Annotated in this window: 15 protein-coding genes; all 15 read left to right on the top strand. The window is 64.4% G+C overall.

The features are described 5' to 3' along the window. Nucleotides 1-13: 13 nt before the first annotated feature. Nucleotides 14-490 (top strand): flagellar basal body P-ring formation chaperone FlgA, encoded by a 477-nt coding sequence (gene flgA, locus HYH07_RS24240; RefSeq protein ID WP_228749744.1) that lies wholly within the window; start codon nucleotides 14-16, stop codon nucleotides 488-490. Next, nucleotides 487-1,617, top strand: a complete 1,131-nt coding sequence (gene flgI / locus HYH07_RS24235) for a flagellar basal body P-ring protein FlgI (protein ID WP_220004858.1) — start codon at nucleotides 487-489, stop codon at nucleotides 1,615-1,617. Before flgA ends, flgI begins: the two co-directional genes overlap by 4 nt. Before the next feature lie 67 nt (nucleotides 1,618-1,684). Next, nucleotides 1,685-2,440, top strand: coding sequence for a MotE family protein (locus HYH07_RS24230; RefSeq protein ID WP_220004857.1), 756 nt, complete (start codon nucleotides 1,685-1,687; stop codon nucleotides 2,438-2,440). Beyond that, entirely contained in the window at nucleotides 2,441-3,136 is a 696-nt protein-coding gene (flgH, locus tag HYH07_RS24225; RefSeq protein WP_220004856.1) for a flagellar basal body L-ring protein FlgH, read from the top strand. 30 nt (nucleotides 3,137-3,166) lie between these two features. Then, nucleotides 3,167-3,610: a flagellar basal body-associated FliL family protein gene (locus HYH07_RS24220; protein ID WP_220004855.1), complete on the top strand. Its 444-nt coding sequence runs from the start codon at nucleotides 3,167-3,169 to the stop codon at nucleotides 3,608-3,610. Then, the gene (gene fliP, locus HYH07_RS24215) at nucleotides 3,607-4,347 is read left to right on the top strand and encodes a flagellar type III secretion system pore protein FliP (RefSeq protein ID WP_220004854.1); all 741 of its coding nucleotides are present in this window, start codon (nucleotides 3,607-3,609) and stop codon (nucleotides 4,345-4,347) included. Before HYH07_RS24220 ends, fliP begins: the two co-directional genes overlap by 4 nt. A 239-nt stretch (nucleotides 4,348-4,586) precedes the next feature. After that, nucleotides 4,587-5,492, top strand: coding sequence for a flagellin (locus HYH07_RS24210; protein ID WP_220004853.1), 906 nt, complete (start codon nucleotides 4,587-4,589; stop codon nucleotides 5,490-5,492). A 270-nt stretch (nucleotides 5,493-5,762) separates the two neighbouring features. Continuing rightward, on the top strand, nucleotides 5,763-6,671 hold the full coding sequence (locus HYH07_RS24205) for a flagellin (RefSeq protein ID WP_220004852.1): 909 nt from the start codon (nucleotides 5,763-5,765) through the stop codon (nucleotides 6,669-6,671). Between the two features lie 286 nt (nucleotides 6,672-6,957). Next, the gene (locus HYH07_RS24200; protein ID WP_057742869.1) at nucleotides 6,958-7,866 is read left to right on the top strand and encodes a flagellin; all 909 of its coding nucleotides are present in this window, start codon (nucleotides 6,958-6,960) and stop codon (nucleotides 7,864-7,866) included. 287 nt (nucleotides 7,867-8,153) lie between these two features. Further along, nucleotides 8,154-9,779: a flagellar basal-body MS-ring/collar protein FliF gene (gene fliF / locus HYH07_RS24195; protein WP_220004851.1), complete on the top strand. Its 1,626-nt coding sequence runs from the start codon at nucleotides 8,154-8,156 to the stop codon at nucleotides 9,777-9,779. Further along, nucleotides 9,776-10,483, top strand: a complete 708-nt coding sequence (locus HYH07_RS24190; RefSeq protein WP_220004850.1) for a hypothetical protein — start codon at nucleotides 9,776-9,778, stop codon at nucleotides 10,481-10,483. The genes fliF and HYH07_RS24190 overlap by 4 nt, the downstream gene beginning before the upstream one ends. 7 nt (nucleotides 10,484-10,490) lie before the next feature. Next, entirely contained in the window at nucleotides 10,491-11,810 is a 1,320-nt protein-coding gene (locus HYH07_RS24185) for a MotB family protein (protein WP_220004849.1), read from the top strand. Then, nucleotides 11,807-12,991 carry a chemotaxis protein gene (locus tag HYH07_RS24180; protein ID WP_220004848.1) on the top strand — a complete coding sequence of 395 codons (1,185 nt, stop codon included), beginning with the start codon at nucleotides 11,807-11,809 and terminating at the stop codon, nucleotides 12,989-12,991. The genes HYH07_RS24185 and HYH07_RS24180 overlap by 4 nt, the downstream gene beginning before the upstream one ends. After that, on the top strand, nucleotides 12,988-14,313 hold the full coding sequence (locus tag HYH07_RS24175) for a flagellar hook-length control protein FliK (protein WP_220004847.1): 1,326 nt from the start codon (nucleotides 12,988-12,990) through the stop codon (nucleotides 14,311-14,313). The genes HYH07_RS24180 and HYH07_RS24175 overlap by 4 nt, the downstream gene beginning before the upstream one ends. Next, complete coding sequence (locus HYH07_RS24170; protein WP_220004846.1) at nucleotides 14,264-14,845, top strand: transglycosylase SLT domain-containing protein; 582 nt, start codon at nucleotides 14,264-14,266, stop codon at nucleotides 14,843-14,845. Before HYH07_RS24175 ends, HYH07_RS24170 begins: the two co-directional genes overlap by 50 nt. Nucleotides 14,846-14,888: the final 43 nt, after the last annotated feature.

Genomic DNA, 14,888 nt, shown 5'->3' with positions numbered 1-14,888 from the left:
TTTCGGTGTGTCCATGTTGAACTGGGTGGGCCTGATCGTGCGCGGGTTGGCCGCCGCGCTGCTGGTTCTCGTCTTCGCGGGGTACGCCGCCGCGGACGAGAAGCGGCTTCCCGTGCCCGCGATGTCGATCCGCGCCGGCGAGCTGATCAGGGAAGACATGATCACCGAACGCAGCTTTGACCAGAATGCGCTCGGCGTCGCCATGTTCGTCGAAGGGCGTCAGGTCCTGGTCGGCCGGATGGCGCGGCGGGCGCTGTTGCCGGGTCAGCCGATCCCGACCAATTCGGTGGAGGACCCCTGGACCATCGCCCGCGGCGCGACGGTGAAGGTGGTTGTCGAAGACTCCGGCTTGTCGATCGTGACGTACGGATCGGCGATGCAATCCGGTGCGCCGGGTTCGCTCATCACCGTGCGAAACACCGACACTGGCGTGATCATCAGGGCCATCGTCCAGCCGGACGGCACCGTCAAGGTCGCGGACGGGTCATGACCAGAGTCCTGATCGCGCTTCTGCTGATCTTCTCCGTCGCCAGCGCCCATGCTGCCGTCCGCATCAAGGACATCGCTGACATCAAGGGCCTGCGCGAGAACCAGATCGTCGGCTATGGCCTGGTGATCGGCCTCAACGGCACCGGCGACACCCTGCGCAACGCTCCTTTCACGGAACAGTCGCTGCAGTCGATGCTCGAGAACATGGGAATCAACGTCCGCAACGAGACGAGCAGCACGAACAATCAGTCGCGGCCGACGACTCTGCGCACGCGGAACGTCGCCGCCGTGATGGTGACCGCGGACCTGCTGCCCTCGATCGGGCCGGGCGAACGGATGGACGTCACCGTGTCGTCCCTTGGCGATGCGACCTCGTTGCTTGGCGGCACGCTGGTGATGACGTCGCTGCGCGCGGCCGACGGTGCGGTCTATGCGGTGGCGCAAGGTGCAGTCACGGTCGCCGGCTACAGCGTCGGAGGCCAGGCCCAGAACGTCAGCCAGGGCACGCCGACCGCGGGCCGCATTCCGAACGGCGCGCTGGTGGAGCGCGAGGTGCAGGGAAGCCTCCACGAGATGGAATTCCTGGTGCTGGAGCTGAAGAACCCCGATTTCGTCACGGCGACGCGGATCCTCGACGCCGTCAATCGCTATGCCGGCGGCCGCTATCGTGCCCAGATTGCCTTTGAGCGCGACTACCGGACCATCGTGCTGTCGAAGCCGCGCTATGTCGGGCCGGTTCGCTTTCTCGCCGAGATCGGCGAGCTGACCGTCGAGCCCGACACGCCCGCGCGCGTCGTGATCAATGAGCGCACCGGCACGGTGGTGATCGGACGCGACGTGCGGATATCAACCGTCGCCGTCACGCATGGCAATCTGACAGTTCGCGTCACCGAGCTGCCCGTGGTGTCGCAGCCGGCGCCGTTCTCGCAAGGCCAGACCGTCGTGGTGCCCCAGACCATCGTCGAGGCCAATGAGGCAGGATCGCAGGTAGCGATCCTGAGCGGCGTCGATCTGCAGCGCCTGGTGCGCGGATTGAACCAGATCGGACTGAAACCGTCCGGCATCATCGCGATCCTTCAGGCGATCAAGACCGCCGGCGCGCTGCAGGCTGAAGTCATCGTGCAATGATGCACAAGCGTCGTGCAAGCTTGGTCGCTCAATGCTCAGGTCCTGACCGGGAATCGCACGCGGGCCGATGCTGAAGCTTGATCACAAAGCGCACCTCCTTCTGGCCACGGTGTTCGTGCTCGCGAACACTTCGCCTGTGCTCGGGCTGGACGAACCGAAGCCGTCGAAGCCGCTCAATCTGCTCTCGTTCGCACGCGCTCGCGCGCCCGGGCCGCAGAGGTCGCAGGCACAGGCTGCGTCTGTTCCAGGCGATAATTCGCGGGCCACGGCCTGGGCGGCCGAGGATTCAGGGCCCGCTACCACCGGTGCGGTGCCCGAGGCGGCTGCTCCAGCACCGGCTCCCGTTCCGGCGCGTCCGGCGAAGTCAGGCAGCGGCACAGCGCCGCCGAAGCCGGTGCCGGCACAAACCGCTGCGCCGGCGGACAACGAAGTCGCGCTGTTCTGTAGCAACGTCGCCGATCCCGCCGTCGACGCCAGGCTCGCCTGGCAGCTGAAAGAGCTGGAGAAGGCCGAGAGCCTGCTGCGCGAGCGGATCGCCGAAGTCGAGGCCAAGCGGGCCGAGTATGAGAAGTGGATGGCGCTCCGCGACGACTTCCTGAAGAAGGCCGAAGCCAACGTCGTCGAGATCTATTCGCGCATGAAGCCGGACGCGGCCGCAACCCAGATCGCGGGCATGGCTGACGAAACAGCCGCGGCGGTTCTTGCGAAGTTGAGTCCGAGGAGCTCGAGCGCGATTTTCAACGAGATGGAGACCGGGCGCGCAGCGCATCTCGCTGACCTGCTCGGTGGAATGCGTCGCGTGGATGACGGGAAGACGAAGTAAATGAAGACGCCATGCCTCATCCTGTCGCTGTTGCTTCTCGCCGGATGCTCCCACGACCCGGCAGAAATCCTGACCGGCCCGAAGCTGTCGCCCGTGGGCAGCGGCCTGAGGACGCCGGCGGAGCCTATTCCGGTGACGCCCCGCATGCACCAGCCCGTCAGCTATCGCTCGACCTGGGACGACGGTACCGATCTCTACCGCGATCCCCGTGCGCGCCGCGTCGGCGACGTCGTGACGGTGATCATCTCGATGCAGGACAAGGCCAAGCTCGACAACAAGACCGATCGCTCGCGCGATTCGCAGATCCAGTTCGGGTTGAACTGGCTGATGGACGTCGCAGGATGGAAGGACAAGGGCCAGGCCAACGCCAACCTCAACACCAATACGCAGATCAAGGGCAACGGTCAGATCGACCGCTCCGAAGACATCAAGCTTTCCATCGCGGCCGTCGTCACCGACGTGCTGCCGAACGGAAATATGATGATCAGCGGCTCGCAGGAGTTCGGCATCAACACGGAGATGCGCGTGCTCAATGTCGGCGGCATCGTGCGTCCGCGGGATATTTCGCGAACCAACACGATCTCCTACGAGAAGATCGCCGAGGCGCGCGTGTCCTATGGGGGTCGCGGAAATCTGTCTGACGTGCAGCAGCCTGGTTGGGGACACCGGATCTATGATGCCGTGGCACCGTTCTGAGGCTCGCGCGTCATGGGAGCGGGGGGCGTCATGCGCCTGATCGCGGCCATCGTCGTGCTGACCCTGGTCGCGATAGGCGCCGGCGCGCTTGCTGGCCTGCATCTGTTCGCCGCCGCCGAGCGCGTCGCCGATGCAAAGAAGGGCGCTACCCCGCCGCCGGTCGCGTCGAGCTATTCGGGAAGCGCGCGGCTGAGAAAGCTGTCACCGATCGTGACCAATCTTGCGGCGCCAGCCAACAACTGGGCCCGGGTCGAGGCCTCCATGGTAACCGACAGCATGAGTGACGAGGATGCCGGCATCCTCGCTGCCCATATCAGCGAGGACATCGTCACCTATCTTCGCTCGGCCTCGGTTGCGCAGTTCGAAGGCACGCGAGGGCTTCAGCATCTGCGCGACGATCTGTCCGAACGCGCCAGCATCCGCTCGTCCGGCAAGGTCCGCGAATTGATCATTGAGACGTTGGTGATCCAGTGAAATTGAGAGTCCTGCTGCTCGCATTGCTGCTGGTCGTGCTGCCCGAAGTGGCATTCGCCCAGATCCCGGACCTCAACTCGCTGCTGCCGCCGGGCAACGGTTCGACCAGCGGACGCATCATCCAGCTCATGGCGCTGCTGACGGTCCTGTCCGTCGCACCGGGGCTGCTCATCATGGTGACGAGCTTTACCCGCTTCGCGGTCGCTCTGTCCTTCCTGCGCGCCGGGCTCGGTCTTCAAACGACGCCTCCGAACCTCGTGCTGATCAGCCTCGCACTGTTCATGACCTTCTACGTCATGGCGCCGACTTTCGATCGCGCCTGGGAGACCGGCGTGCAGCCGCTGATGAAGAATGAGATCTCGGAGGAGGACGCCTATCTGAAGATCAGCGATCCGTTCCGCGAGTTCATGCTGGCCCATGTCCGTGATAAGGATCTGCAGACATTCGAGTCGCTCGCCGCGGAAAGCTTTCGCAAGAAGTTCGACGACAAGCGCATCGATATGCGCGTCATCATCCCGGCCTTCATGATCTCCGAGCTCCGGCGTTCGTTCGAGATCGGTTTCCTCATCATCCTGCCGTTCCTCGTCATCGACATGATCGTGGCGACGCTGACCATGTCGATGGGCATGATGATGATGCCGCCGTCGATCCTCGCGCTTCCGTTCAAGGTGCTGTTCTTCGTGCTGATCGACGGCTGGAATCTGCTCGCCTCCGGACTGGTGCGATCGTTCTCTTGAGGGCCATTATTGGCCCTGAGAATCGTTAAGGTTAGTAAAGAGTAATATTAACCATATGATTTTGCTGAGGAATTCAATCTCGCTTTAATCCGGAAGCAAGATTCGGCGTGCTACCAATGCGGCACGGCGGGTTGGACCCACCCACATCAGTCCAAAGGCATGATGCCGCCCCTCCGTACCGGTGGAAGCCCGGTATGTCCCCTCGTGAAATGTAACGCGTACATAAAGGGACATTCGCAATGTCAAGCCTGCTTACGAACTCGACCGCCATGACCGCGCTCCAGACCCTGCGGTCTGTGAGTTCGCAACTCGCCACCACGCAGACCCGCATCTCCACCGGCCAGCGCGTCTCGACCGCGTCGGACAACGCGGCCTACTGGTCGATCGCAACCTCGATGCGCGCCGACAACGCTGCGCTCTCCGCGGTCTCCGACTCGCTCGGTCTTTCGGCCGCGACCGTCGACACCGAATATACCGCTCTGACCTCGGTTGTCGGCGACAGCAACGGCGGCCTCACCAAGCTGCAATCGCTGTTGGTCGAAGCCAAGACCGCAGGTATCGACCGCACCAAGATCCAGGCCGATATCACCCAGATCCAGCAGCAGATGAAGGGCACCGCCAATGCGGCGACCTTCAACGGTGTGAACTGGCTGAGCACAACCACGGCCACGCCGACGACGGTGAACCTGGTGTCGTCGTACTCTCGCGTCGGCGGTACGCCGACCACCGGCTCCATCGGCCTGACCGTTGCCAACTACTCGCTCTACACCTCGTCCACCAGCGGCATCCTGGACAAGGTGAGCGGCGGCGCGTCGGTCGATACTATCAATATCGGCACGCTGACTGACTCGGCAGCCGACCAGACCACCCTCGACGGTTACATCGCGCAGGTCACTGGTGCGATCAACTCGGTGGCTTCGGCCGCCGCCGACCTCGGCGCCGTCAAGAACCGTATCTCGACCAACACCGACTTCGTGAAGTCGCTGATGGACTCGGTGAGCCGCGGTATCGGCCAGCTCGTCGACGCCGACATGAACCAGGAGTCCACCCGTCTGTCGGCCCTCCAGGTCCAACAGCAGCTCGGCGTCCAGGCGCTCTCGATCGCCAACAGCAGCAGCCAGAGCATCCTCTCGCTGTTCCGCTAAGTCTGACGACAATTTGAGGGGGCCGCGCTTCTCGCGAAGTGCGGCCTTTTCGTTTGAGGCGACGTCCAGGGCGCGTCGCAACTTTGGCTTCGCTGTTGCGGCGAGGACACAGAGCCACAAGCCTCGCACAAGCTTCGAGCGTTACGGTCGCCGTACGACAGGTTGGGCCCTCAACGCTCTTGCGCAGCCCAAAGGCATGACGCCGCCCTGTCGTACCGGTGCAAGTCCGGTATGTCCCCAAAACAACTCGATCTTCAAAGGGACATCAAAATGGGTTCTAGCCTTCTCACCAACTCCGCCGCTATGACCGCGCTGCAGACGCTGCGCAACGTCAGCTCCAGCCTGCAGACCACGGAAAACCGCATCTCGACCGGCCAGCGCGTCGCCACTGCGTCGGACAACGCAGCCTACTGGTCGATCGCAACCTCGATGCGCGCCGACAACGCCGCGCTCTCCGCCGTCTCCGACTCGCTCGGTCTGTCGGCCGCGACCGTCGACACCGAATATACCGCTCTGACCGCGGTCGTCGGTGACAGCACCGGCGGCCTGACCAAGCTGCAGGCGCTGCTGGTCGAAGCCAAGACCGCCGGTATCGACCGCACCAAGATCCAGGCCGACATCACCCAGATCCAACAGCAGATGAAGGGCACCGCCAATGCGGCGACCTTCAACGGCGTGAACTGGCTGAGCACGACGACGGCGACGCCCGCGACCTTCGACCTGGTGTCGTCGTTCTCGCGCGTCGGCGGCACGCCCACCATCGGCTCCATCACGCTGACGATCTCCAACTATTCGCTCTACACCTCGTCTACCAGCGGCATCCTCGACAAGGTCAGCGGTGGTGCGTCGGTCGACACGATCAGCATCTCAACGCTGACCGATTCGGCGGCGGACCAGACCACGCTCGATGGCTACATCTCGCAGGTCACCACCGCGATCAACTCGGTCGCCTCGGCCGCTGCCGACCTCGGCGCCGTGAAGAACCGCATCGCGACCAACACCGACTTCGTCAAGACCCTGATGGACTCGGTGAATCGTGGTGTCGGCCAGCTCGTCGACGCCGACATGAATGCGGAATCCACCCGCTTGCAGGCGCTCCAGACCCAGCAGCAGCTCGGCGTCCAGGCGCTCTCGATCGCCAACCAGAACAGCCAGAGCATCCTCTCGCTGTTCCGCTAACCCTGAACACGACCTGAGGGAGCCGCGCTTCTCGCGAAGCGCGGCTCCTTTCCTTTTGGGTACGCTGTTGGCGTGCCGGAAGATCTCGACTTCTCGCCTTGAACTGTCGCTCCTCCCCGGTGCAGTCATGGCGCCACAAGCTTCGCGCAAACTTCGCGTGCTATCGCCGCCGTTACGGCAGGTTGAGCGCGCTTTTTGCAGCCCAAAGGCATGATGCCGCCCTGTCGTACCGGTGCAAGCCCGGTATGTCCCAACAATTTCAATTCGTTTTCAGGGGACGTCAAACATGAGTTCTAGCCTTCTCACCAACTCCGCGGCAATGACCGCGCTGCAGACGCTGCGCAACGTCAGCTCCAATCTGCAGACCACCGAAAACCGGATCTCGACCGGCCAGCGCGTCGCCACCGCGTCGGATAACGCCGCCTATTGGTCGATCGCGACCTCGATGCGCGCCGACAACGCCGCGCTCTCCGCCGTCTCCGACTCGCTCGGTCTGTCGGCTGCGACCGTCGACACCGAATATACCGCGCTAACCGCGGTTGTCGGCGACAGCACCGGCGGCCTGACCAAGCTGCAGTCGCTGCTGGTGGAAGCCAAGACCGCCGGCATCGACCGCACCAAGATCCAGGCCGATATCACCCAGATCCAGCAGCAAATGAAGGGCACCGCCGCGGCGGCGACCTTCAACGGCGTGAACTGGCTGAGCACGACGACGGCGACGCCCGCGACGTTCGACCTGGTGTCCTCGTTCTCGCGCGTCGGTGGCACGCCCACCATCGGCTCCATCACGCTGACGATCTCCAACTACTCGCTCTACACCTCGTCCACCAGCGGCATCCTGGACAAGGTGAGTGCCGGCGCATCGGTCGACACGATCAGCATCTCAACGCTGACCGACTCGGCAGCCGACCAGGCCACGCTCGACGGTTACATCACGCAGGTCACGGCCGCGATCAACTCGGTAGCCTCGGCTGCCGCCGACCTCGGCGCCGTCAAGAACCGCCTCGCGACCAACACCGACTTCGTCAAGACCCTGATGGACTCGGTGACCCGCGGTGTCGGCCAGCTTGTTGATGCCGACATGAACGCGGAATCCACCCGCCTGCAGGCGCTCCAGACCCAGCAGCAACTCGGCGTCCAGGCGCTGTCGATCGCCAACCAGAATAGCCAGAGCATCCTCTCGCTGTTCAAGTAAGCTTCGGCTTCGAAAGCGACCGTGCTCCTCTGGGAGCACGGTCCCGCTGCGACCGGCGGACGTGACGGCACATGACGTGCCCGCAATTGATTTCCTGACGCCAGACGTCAAAGCGACGTGTCGTCCGCGCGGGCGCTCGCTCGTTGCCGTTGAACCGGTTGCGATGTCTGAACTTCCTGCAAAATTGCAACGCCTCGCCTGCGAAGCGACATATTCGCATGCTCGCGCAACCCTCAGACAAGGTTGGCAGCGGAGTGTCCTTGCCATTCGCATTGGTACGAGGTCACATGCTCAGTCGCGCGCAGCTACAGCAGCTGCTCAACAATCTGCTGGAACTTGGGCCGCGACGTCTGATGGCCTTGGGATTGATCGGCTTCGCCGTCCTCGTCACCGTGGTTGGCGGCGCCTATTATCTGAGCCGTCCGGAATACGAAACGCTTTATACCGGCCTCACGCGCGAAGACGTGACACGCATCGGGGCTACGCTGCGCGAGCAGAACATCACCTTCGATATCAGCGCGGCCGGTGATGCCGTCTCGGTGCGACCGAGCCAGACCGCGCAGGCGCGAATGCTGCTCGCCGAGAAGGGGCTGCCGACCAGCGCCAATTCCGGTTACGAGCTGTTCGACAAGATCGGTTCGCTCGGGCTGACTTCATTCATGCAGGAGGTCACCAAGCTGCGTGCACTCGAAGGCGAGATTGCGCGCACCGTTCAGCTGATGAAAGGCGTCAAGGCGGCACGGGTGCACATCGTGATGCCGGTACGCGGCTCGTTCCGCGCGACGCAGCAGCCGCCTTCCGCGTCGGTCGTGCTGCGCACTGACGGTGCGATCGAGGCGCGGACGGCGCAGTCGATCCGCCACCTGGTCGCGGCCGCCATTCCCGGCATGACGCGCGACAAGGTCACGGTGCTCGATGCCGACGGCTCGATGCTGCTGGCGGAGGAAGACGAGGCCAGCGCCGCGCCGACCAAGATGGCGAGCCTGCAGAAGACCGTCGGCGGAATGGTGCAGGAGAACATCCGCAAGGCGCTGACGCCCTATCTGGGGTTGGACAATTTCGAGGTCAGCGTCGCGCCCCAGCTCTCGACCGACAAGCGCCAGATCAACGAGACGGTCTACGATCCGGAGACACGTGCCGAGCGTTCCGTACGCAACGTTCGCGAAAACGAGAAGTCATCGAACGCCGACCGCTCGACGCCGACGACGGTCCAGCAAAACCTGCCGGACCAGCAGGTCAATGCCGGCGGCACCAAGAACTCCAGCGAGGACAAGACCCGCCGCGAGGACGTCACCAATTTCGAGGTCTCGTCCAAGACCACGACGACGGTCAGTGACGGCTATTCGGTCAAGAAGCTCTTCATCGCCGTGCTGGTCAACCGGGCTCGGCTGGTCGCCGACCTCGGCGACAAGACCAACCAGGCCATCGTCGACAGCAAGCTCGCCGAGATCAGCCAGCTGGCGGCAACCGCCGGCGGACTGGACAAGGCGCGCGGCGACCAGATCCAGGTGACGGCGGTCGACTTCGTGGAGGGCTCGCGCGATCTGGCGCCGGTTCCGCCGATCAGCTTTGTCGAGATGATGAACAAGCAGCTCGGCAGCGTGATCAACGCGGTGACGATCCTGGCCGTCGCTTCGATGCTGGTCTGGTTCGGGCTCCGGCCGGCGGTCAACGGCATCCTGACCCATCGTGCAGCGCAGGAACAGAGCGAGGCGGCCGAAGCCGCTGAGCTCGAAGCTGCCACGGCCCTCGCCTTGGCTGAGAGCCAGGACCCCGAGCTCAATCTCGTCGAGGACCTCGAAGGCAAGATGCAGCGTACGCCGCAGAAGCGGCTCGAGCAGATCGTCCGGCTCGATCAGATGCAGGCGGCAGCAATCCTTAAGGATTGGATGCGACGCGAGGAGGCGGCATGAACGCGGCAATCGGAAAGCTCCTGACGCAATTCGACGCCAACGGCAGGGCCAAGTCACCTCCGGCTCCGCTGCCCAAGGTCCAGGACGTGCTGACGAAGCAGAAGGAGGTCCGGCGCGAGCCGCAGCCTCAATCGCAGCGCCAGGAACGCCAGGCGCAATCGCAGCCGCAACTTCAACCGCCGCCTCCGGCGTCTGCGCCGGAAGCAGCACCGCTGAACCTTCTCGAAGACGCTTATCGGCGCGGCCATGCTGCCGGTCTTGCGGAGGGTGAAGCCAAGCTCGCCGAAGAGCGGGTCCGCAGTGCGATCCGGCTGGGAGAGGAGCGGGCCAAATGGTCCGACCAGCAGGCCGTCGCGATCGTCAACGGCTTCGACGCGGCCTGCCGCGAGATCGAGAGCAACATCGCAAGCTCGGTGGCTCGGATATTGCTGCCATTCCTCGCTGAAGCGGTTCGCGACAAGGCGATCGGATCCCTGGTCGAGCAGATCGCGGCGTTGACCTCGAACTCGCCCGTGTCGGTGTTCCGCGTCACAGGACCCAGCGAGCTCATCGACCTGGTCAGGGCACAACTCAATCTGGCCGGCCGCAGCGGTGTCGAATACCAGTCGGCCGACACCGTCGAGGTGCGTGTCCTTGCCGATCAGACCACGATCGAGACGCAGATCTCGACCTGGATCGACCGGCTGAACGAGGCGCGCCGGTAGTTGCACCATGGAGGAGGTCAAGCACGAGCTGGTCATCATCCGCAGGCGGAGCGCCTTCGAGGACGAGAAGGCGCACGGCGGCGTCTGGAAGATCGCCTATGCGGACTTCATGACCGCGATGATGGCGTTCTTTCTGGTGATGTGGCTGCTCAACGCGCTGAACCAGGACCAGAAGCAGATTGTCGCAAGCTACTTCAACCCGATCAAGCTCGCCGAGAACGCGCCCGCGCCCAAGGGGCTCAAGGATCTCTCAAAGAAGGAGTCGACGCCGTTCGAGGGGCAGGACGGCCGGCGCAAGCCCGCCGGACCGAACGAGGAGCGCCGCGGTGACTCGCCGACGGAAGAGAAGCCCCCCTTCTACGAAGAGAAGGTTCTATTCCGCGATCCCTATGCGACTCTCGCCGAGATCGCGACCAGCGCGAACCAGGCCTCGGGCCAGCGGCGCGCCGGGGCCTTGACGTCTGCGGAAGAGGACGGCCTCAAGGGCGGCGATGCCTATCGCGATCCGTTCGATCCCGGCTACTGGAAGCTTGCGCCCGAGGCTTCGAAGGAAGCTGACAGCATCATGGAGGGCGAGCCGGAGGCGAGTGCTTCGGCACGCGACAATCCGGCCAGCACAAATCAGGGCGAGCCGCGCCGCGGCAGGACCGATGATGCCGGCGGCAGCATGGCTCCCGACGCTCAGGCGTCGTCCACAAGCATGTCGCCGCTGCTGCCGCCGGGTCCGGCGCCATCACCGTCTGCGCGCGATGCAGCCATGCAGCCAAGCCCGCAAGCGAATCTCCAGGCCAACGCGACGCCGCAGGCGCGCCCGACCGATGTCCCGAAGGAGTCGGAGGCGCGCGATGCCACCCAGACCCAGCAGCCGACCGTGAAGCAGCTCCAGTCCGCGATTGCCGACGCGCTGTCGGACATCAAGGCCGGCGCCGGTCCGGTGGCCGAGGTCCGCCAGGTCGAAGAAGGCCTGCTGGTCAGCCTCACCGACGATACGAGCTTTGGCATGTTCGCGGTCGGCTCGGCGGAGCCGCGGCCCGAGCTCGTTCGCGTTATCGACAAGATCGGCCCGCTCATCGCAAAACGTCGCGGCATGATCATCGTACGTGGTCACACCGACAACAGGCCCTACAAATCTGACAATTACGACAATTGGCGGCTGTCCACCGCGCGTGCACAGATGGCTTATTACATGCTGGTCCGCTCCGGTATCGATGCCCAGCGGATCGAGCATGTCGAAGGCTATGCCGACCGGAGGCCGAAACTTCCGAACGATCCTGCGGCCGCGCAAAATCGCCGGATCGAGATCCTGATCCGGGAGAAGCGTCCTTGACCAGACCGCTGCTCCGCACCGTTCTGTTGGTGCTGTTGTCGCTGGCCGCGACCCGTGCCTTTTCCGATCCAGCGCCTCCATCGGGCGAGCCGTATGAACTCGTCCGCACGCTGCAGGCGGTGCAAGACGGCATCGCCCGTGGCGATACCGCGGCGCATGGCAGCCACATCGCGCTGATCCGGCAGATCGGCGAAAAATTTCTTGCCGCCGATCCGAACGTGTGGAGCAACCCGCAGAACGGGCAGGCGGTCGTGATCTATCTGCTGTCCGGCGGCGCGCCGCAGATCGTTCGCAAGCTGCCGCGCGACAAGATCAATGTCGACAAGGTGATGTTCGACGGCGCGCTCGCTTATGTCGAGGGACGGCAGGACGAGGCGAGGGAGCTGCTCAAGGACGTCAAGCCGCGCACGATTTCGTCCGGCATGGGCGGGCAGGTGGCGCTGGTCCAGGGCGCGCTGTTCGCGCGGTCAGAGACCTCGCTCGCGATCGAGCGTCTGGACGATGCGCGCCTGCTGCTGCCCGGCACGCTGGTCGAGGAGGCGGCACTGCGGCGCGAGGTCCTTCTGGTCGGCCAGGCCGAGGACTTCGACAAGTTCGAGTTCCTGACGCTGGCCTATATTCGCCACTACCGCAACTCGGTCTATGCCGCCGATTTCTGGCAGCGCTTCTCCACGGGCCTGACGCAATCGAATCTTGCGCTGGACGATCGTCGCTTTGCACGGGTCGCGGCGCTGCTGGAACATGTCGACCGCGCCGGCCGCCTCAAGCTGTATCTGGTGATTGCGCGCGGTGCGTTGATCCGCGGCAAGCTTACTGTCGTGAGCCTCGCAGCCGAGCGGGCGCTGACGCTCAGCGCCGATGTCGCGCCCGATCGGGAACGCGCGCATTTCTATCGCGGCGCATCCCGCGCGCTGACCGACGAATATGACGGCGGTTTCGCCGAGCTGCGGGCGATCGACCGGTCGAAGCTGGCGGAACGCGATGTCCAACTCCTCAACGCAACCCTCCAGCTCGCGCTCGACATTCGCAAGTCGATCACGGGACCGGCGGCCGTCATGACAGCCGACAAGCCACCGCCCACGCCGGCACGGATCGATCTCGCCTCGTCCAACGCGACGCTCGCACGCGCGAAGTCGCAGCTCGGCGAACTGGAGCTTCTCACCAGGGATCATCGCCCATGACCAAGCTCACTGGAACCTCCGGACAGCTCTTCGCCGGTCTCGCCGAAAGCCTTGCGCGCGGGGTGACACGGTCGACGAAAGGGGTGGCAACACCGGGCACGAAAACCGCCGACGATGCCTCGTTTCACGATCTGCTCCACACCGTCTCAAACATGGCCAAGCGGGCTTTGGACGATCAGGAGACCGATACGACCACCAAAGTTGCCCCGGCGCGCCCGCGCGTGAGACAGTTGAGCGAGCCTGGCACGTCGAAGGATGAACCGGTGCACGAACGCACCGAGGAGACCAAATCGTCGGACAAGCAGGAGCAGGTCGATCAGGTCGCGAAGGCTGATGTCTCGCCCAGATTGGGCCTTCCCGCGATGCTGGGGCAGGAGCTCGCTGCCGCGCAGACCGCGGCAATGCAGACACCACAGCCGTCCGGCGACAAGAAGGAGACGTCGGCCCGGGACGAGCGTCCGTCAGCGGCAAAGCAGGGCATCGGCGAGGCAAGGGCGGCGACAGACGTCGCAGGATCCACCGTCGCGCCTTCGTTTGTGGCGCGTTCCGGCGGCGACACGTCCCTCGCGCGCGGGCAGGCGGCCGCAGGTGCACAGGCTGCAGCGATGCCGCAGGGAAGCGCCGCTCCGACGGATGCCATGCCGGCAACACCGGGCTTCGAAGCCGTCGCAGCGAATGTCGAGCGCGCCGCAAAGTCCGCGGGCCGCGACGCCTTGCCTGAGACGACCAAGGTCACGGTCATCCAGCAGGAGACTCATCTGCCTCCTGTGGGGCCGTTCAGCGCGACCCAACAGGTGGCGAACGCCGTCGTGTCCGAGCTCAAGAGGTCACCCGCGCCGGCCGCGTCCGCCGCGACGGATCTCTTGGGCGCGCAGAACAAAGCTCCGGATCAGCCGCTCAAGATCCTCACTGTCAATCTCGAGCCGCCTGATCTCGGCAATGTCACCATGCGTCTTCGTCTCGTCGGCAATGAGGTGTCGGTTCAGCTCGCCGCCGATCGCAAGGACACCAGCACGATGCTGGATCAGCAGCGCGATCAGATCCGCGACCTGATGCAGTCGGCGGGATATGTCGCCGACGTCGCGCCGGTGCAGCACGGTTCGCTCGACGGATTCCAGTCGGGATCCGGCCAGTCGCAGCCGCATCTCTCCGGCCAGCAACAGCAATCATCGCAGTCGCAAGGCGCGTTCGGCGGCGCAGGCACGTCCGGTCAGTCGGACGGCGGCGCCAGGCAGGCCCGCCAAGACCAGCAGCCCAACCAGGAGGCACGCCATGACCAGGACGTGGCGCCACATACTCGTCGCGGCCCTGTCTATTTGTAATGTCGGCGTCGCCGCGGCGGCGACTGACACTGCGCGCCCTTGCGAGCGCGAGATGGCGCGCGCCTCGCAGCAGCACGGAATTCCGCTCGGCATCCTCTATGCGGTCGGCCTCACCGAGACCGGCCGCCGCGGCGCGCTCTATCCTTATGCATTGGGCGCCGAAGGGCAGACCGTGTTCGCCAAGGACATGGACGATGCGATCGCGAATTTCGAGGCGATGCGGGCCAGGGGCATCAAGCTGATCGATCTCGGCTGCATGCAGATCAATCACTATTTTCACGGCGACAAATTCGCGTCGGTGCGGGCGATGTTCGATCCGGCGAAGAATGTCGACTACGCCGCGCGTTTCCTGAAAGAGCTGAAGCAGCGCGAGGGAAGCTGGACCATGGCGGTCGCCCGCTACAATGCCGGTCCCAATAATCAACCGGCGCAGAAGCGCTACGTCTGCCACATCGTTGCGCATCTCGTCTCCAGCGGCTTCGGCGCGTGGACCGACAAGGCGCGCTCGTTCTGTCAGCCCAAGACAATATGAAACGATAACATGAAACGACGACCTGGGATGGCGAGGCGCGACA

Origin of the sequence: Bradyrhizobium sp. BR 10261, assembly GCF_019455395.1 — a bacterium.
In the GTDB taxonomy this organism is placed as follows: domain Bacteria; phylum Pseudomonadota; class Alphaproteobacteria; order Rhizobiales; family Xanthobacteraceae; genus Bradyrhizobium; species Bradyrhizobium manausense.
Note: the sequence above shows the minus strand (reverse complement) of the source record. Positions and strands in the feature narration are given on the sequence as shown.

What these genes read in the sequence shown, in the direction of transcription:
- flgA (WP_228749744.1), top strand. Translation starts at nt 14, where the DNA reads ATGTTGAACTGGGTGGGCCTGATCGTGCGCGGGTTGGCCGCCGCGCTG.
- flgI (WP_220004858.1), top strand. Translation starts at nt 487, where the DNA reads ATGACCAGAGTCCTGATCGCGCTTCTGCTGATCTTCTCCGTCGCCAGC.
- HYH07_RS24230 (WP_220004857.1), top strand. Translation starts at nt 1,685, where the DNA reads ATGCTGAAGCTTGATCACAAAGCGCACCTCCTTCTGGCCACGGTGTTC.
- flgH (WP_220004856.1), top strand. Translation starts at nt 2,441, where the DNA reads ATGAAGACGCCATGCCTCATCCTGTCGCTGTTGCTTCTCGCCGGATGC.
- HYH07_RS24220 (WP_220004855.1), top strand. Translation starts at nt 3,167, where the DNA reads ATGCGCCTGATCGCGGCCATCGTCGTGCTGACCCTGGTCGCGATAGGC.
- HYH07_RS24210 (WP_220004853.1), top strand. Translation starts at nt 4,587, where the DNA reads ATGTCAAGCCTGCTTACGAACTCGACCGCCATGACCGCGCTCCAGACC.
- HYH07_RS24205 (WP_220004852.1), top strand. Translation starts at nt 5,763, where the DNA reads ATGGGTTCTAGCCTTCTCACCAACTCCGCCGCTATGACCGCGCTGCAG.
- HYH07_RS24200 (WP_057742869.1), top strand. Translation starts at nt 6,958, where the DNA reads ATGAGTTCTAGCCTTCTCACCAACTCCGCGGCAATGACCGCGCTGCAG.
- fliF (WP_220004851.1), top strand. Translation starts at nt 8,154, where the DNA reads ATGCTCAGTCGCGCGCAGCTACAGCAGCTGCTCAACAATCTGCTGGAA.
- HYH07_RS24190 (WP_220004850.1), top strand. Translation starts at nt 9,776, where the DNA reads ATGAACGCGGCAATCGGAAAGCTCCTGACGCAATTCGACGCCAACGGC.
- HYH07_RS24185 (WP_220004849.1), top strand. Translation starts at nt 10,491, where the DNA reads ATGGAGGAGGTCAAGCACGAGCTGGTCATCATCCGCAGGCGGAGCGCC.
- HYH07_RS24175 (WP_220004847.1), top strand. Translation starts at nt 12,988, where the DNA reads ATGACCAAGCTCACTGGAACCTCCGGACAGCTCTTCGCCGGTCTCGCC.
- HYH07_RS24170 (WP_220004846.1), top strand. Translation starts at nt 14,264, where the DNA reads ATGACCAGGACGTGGCGCCACATACTCGTCGCGGCCCTGTCTATTTGT.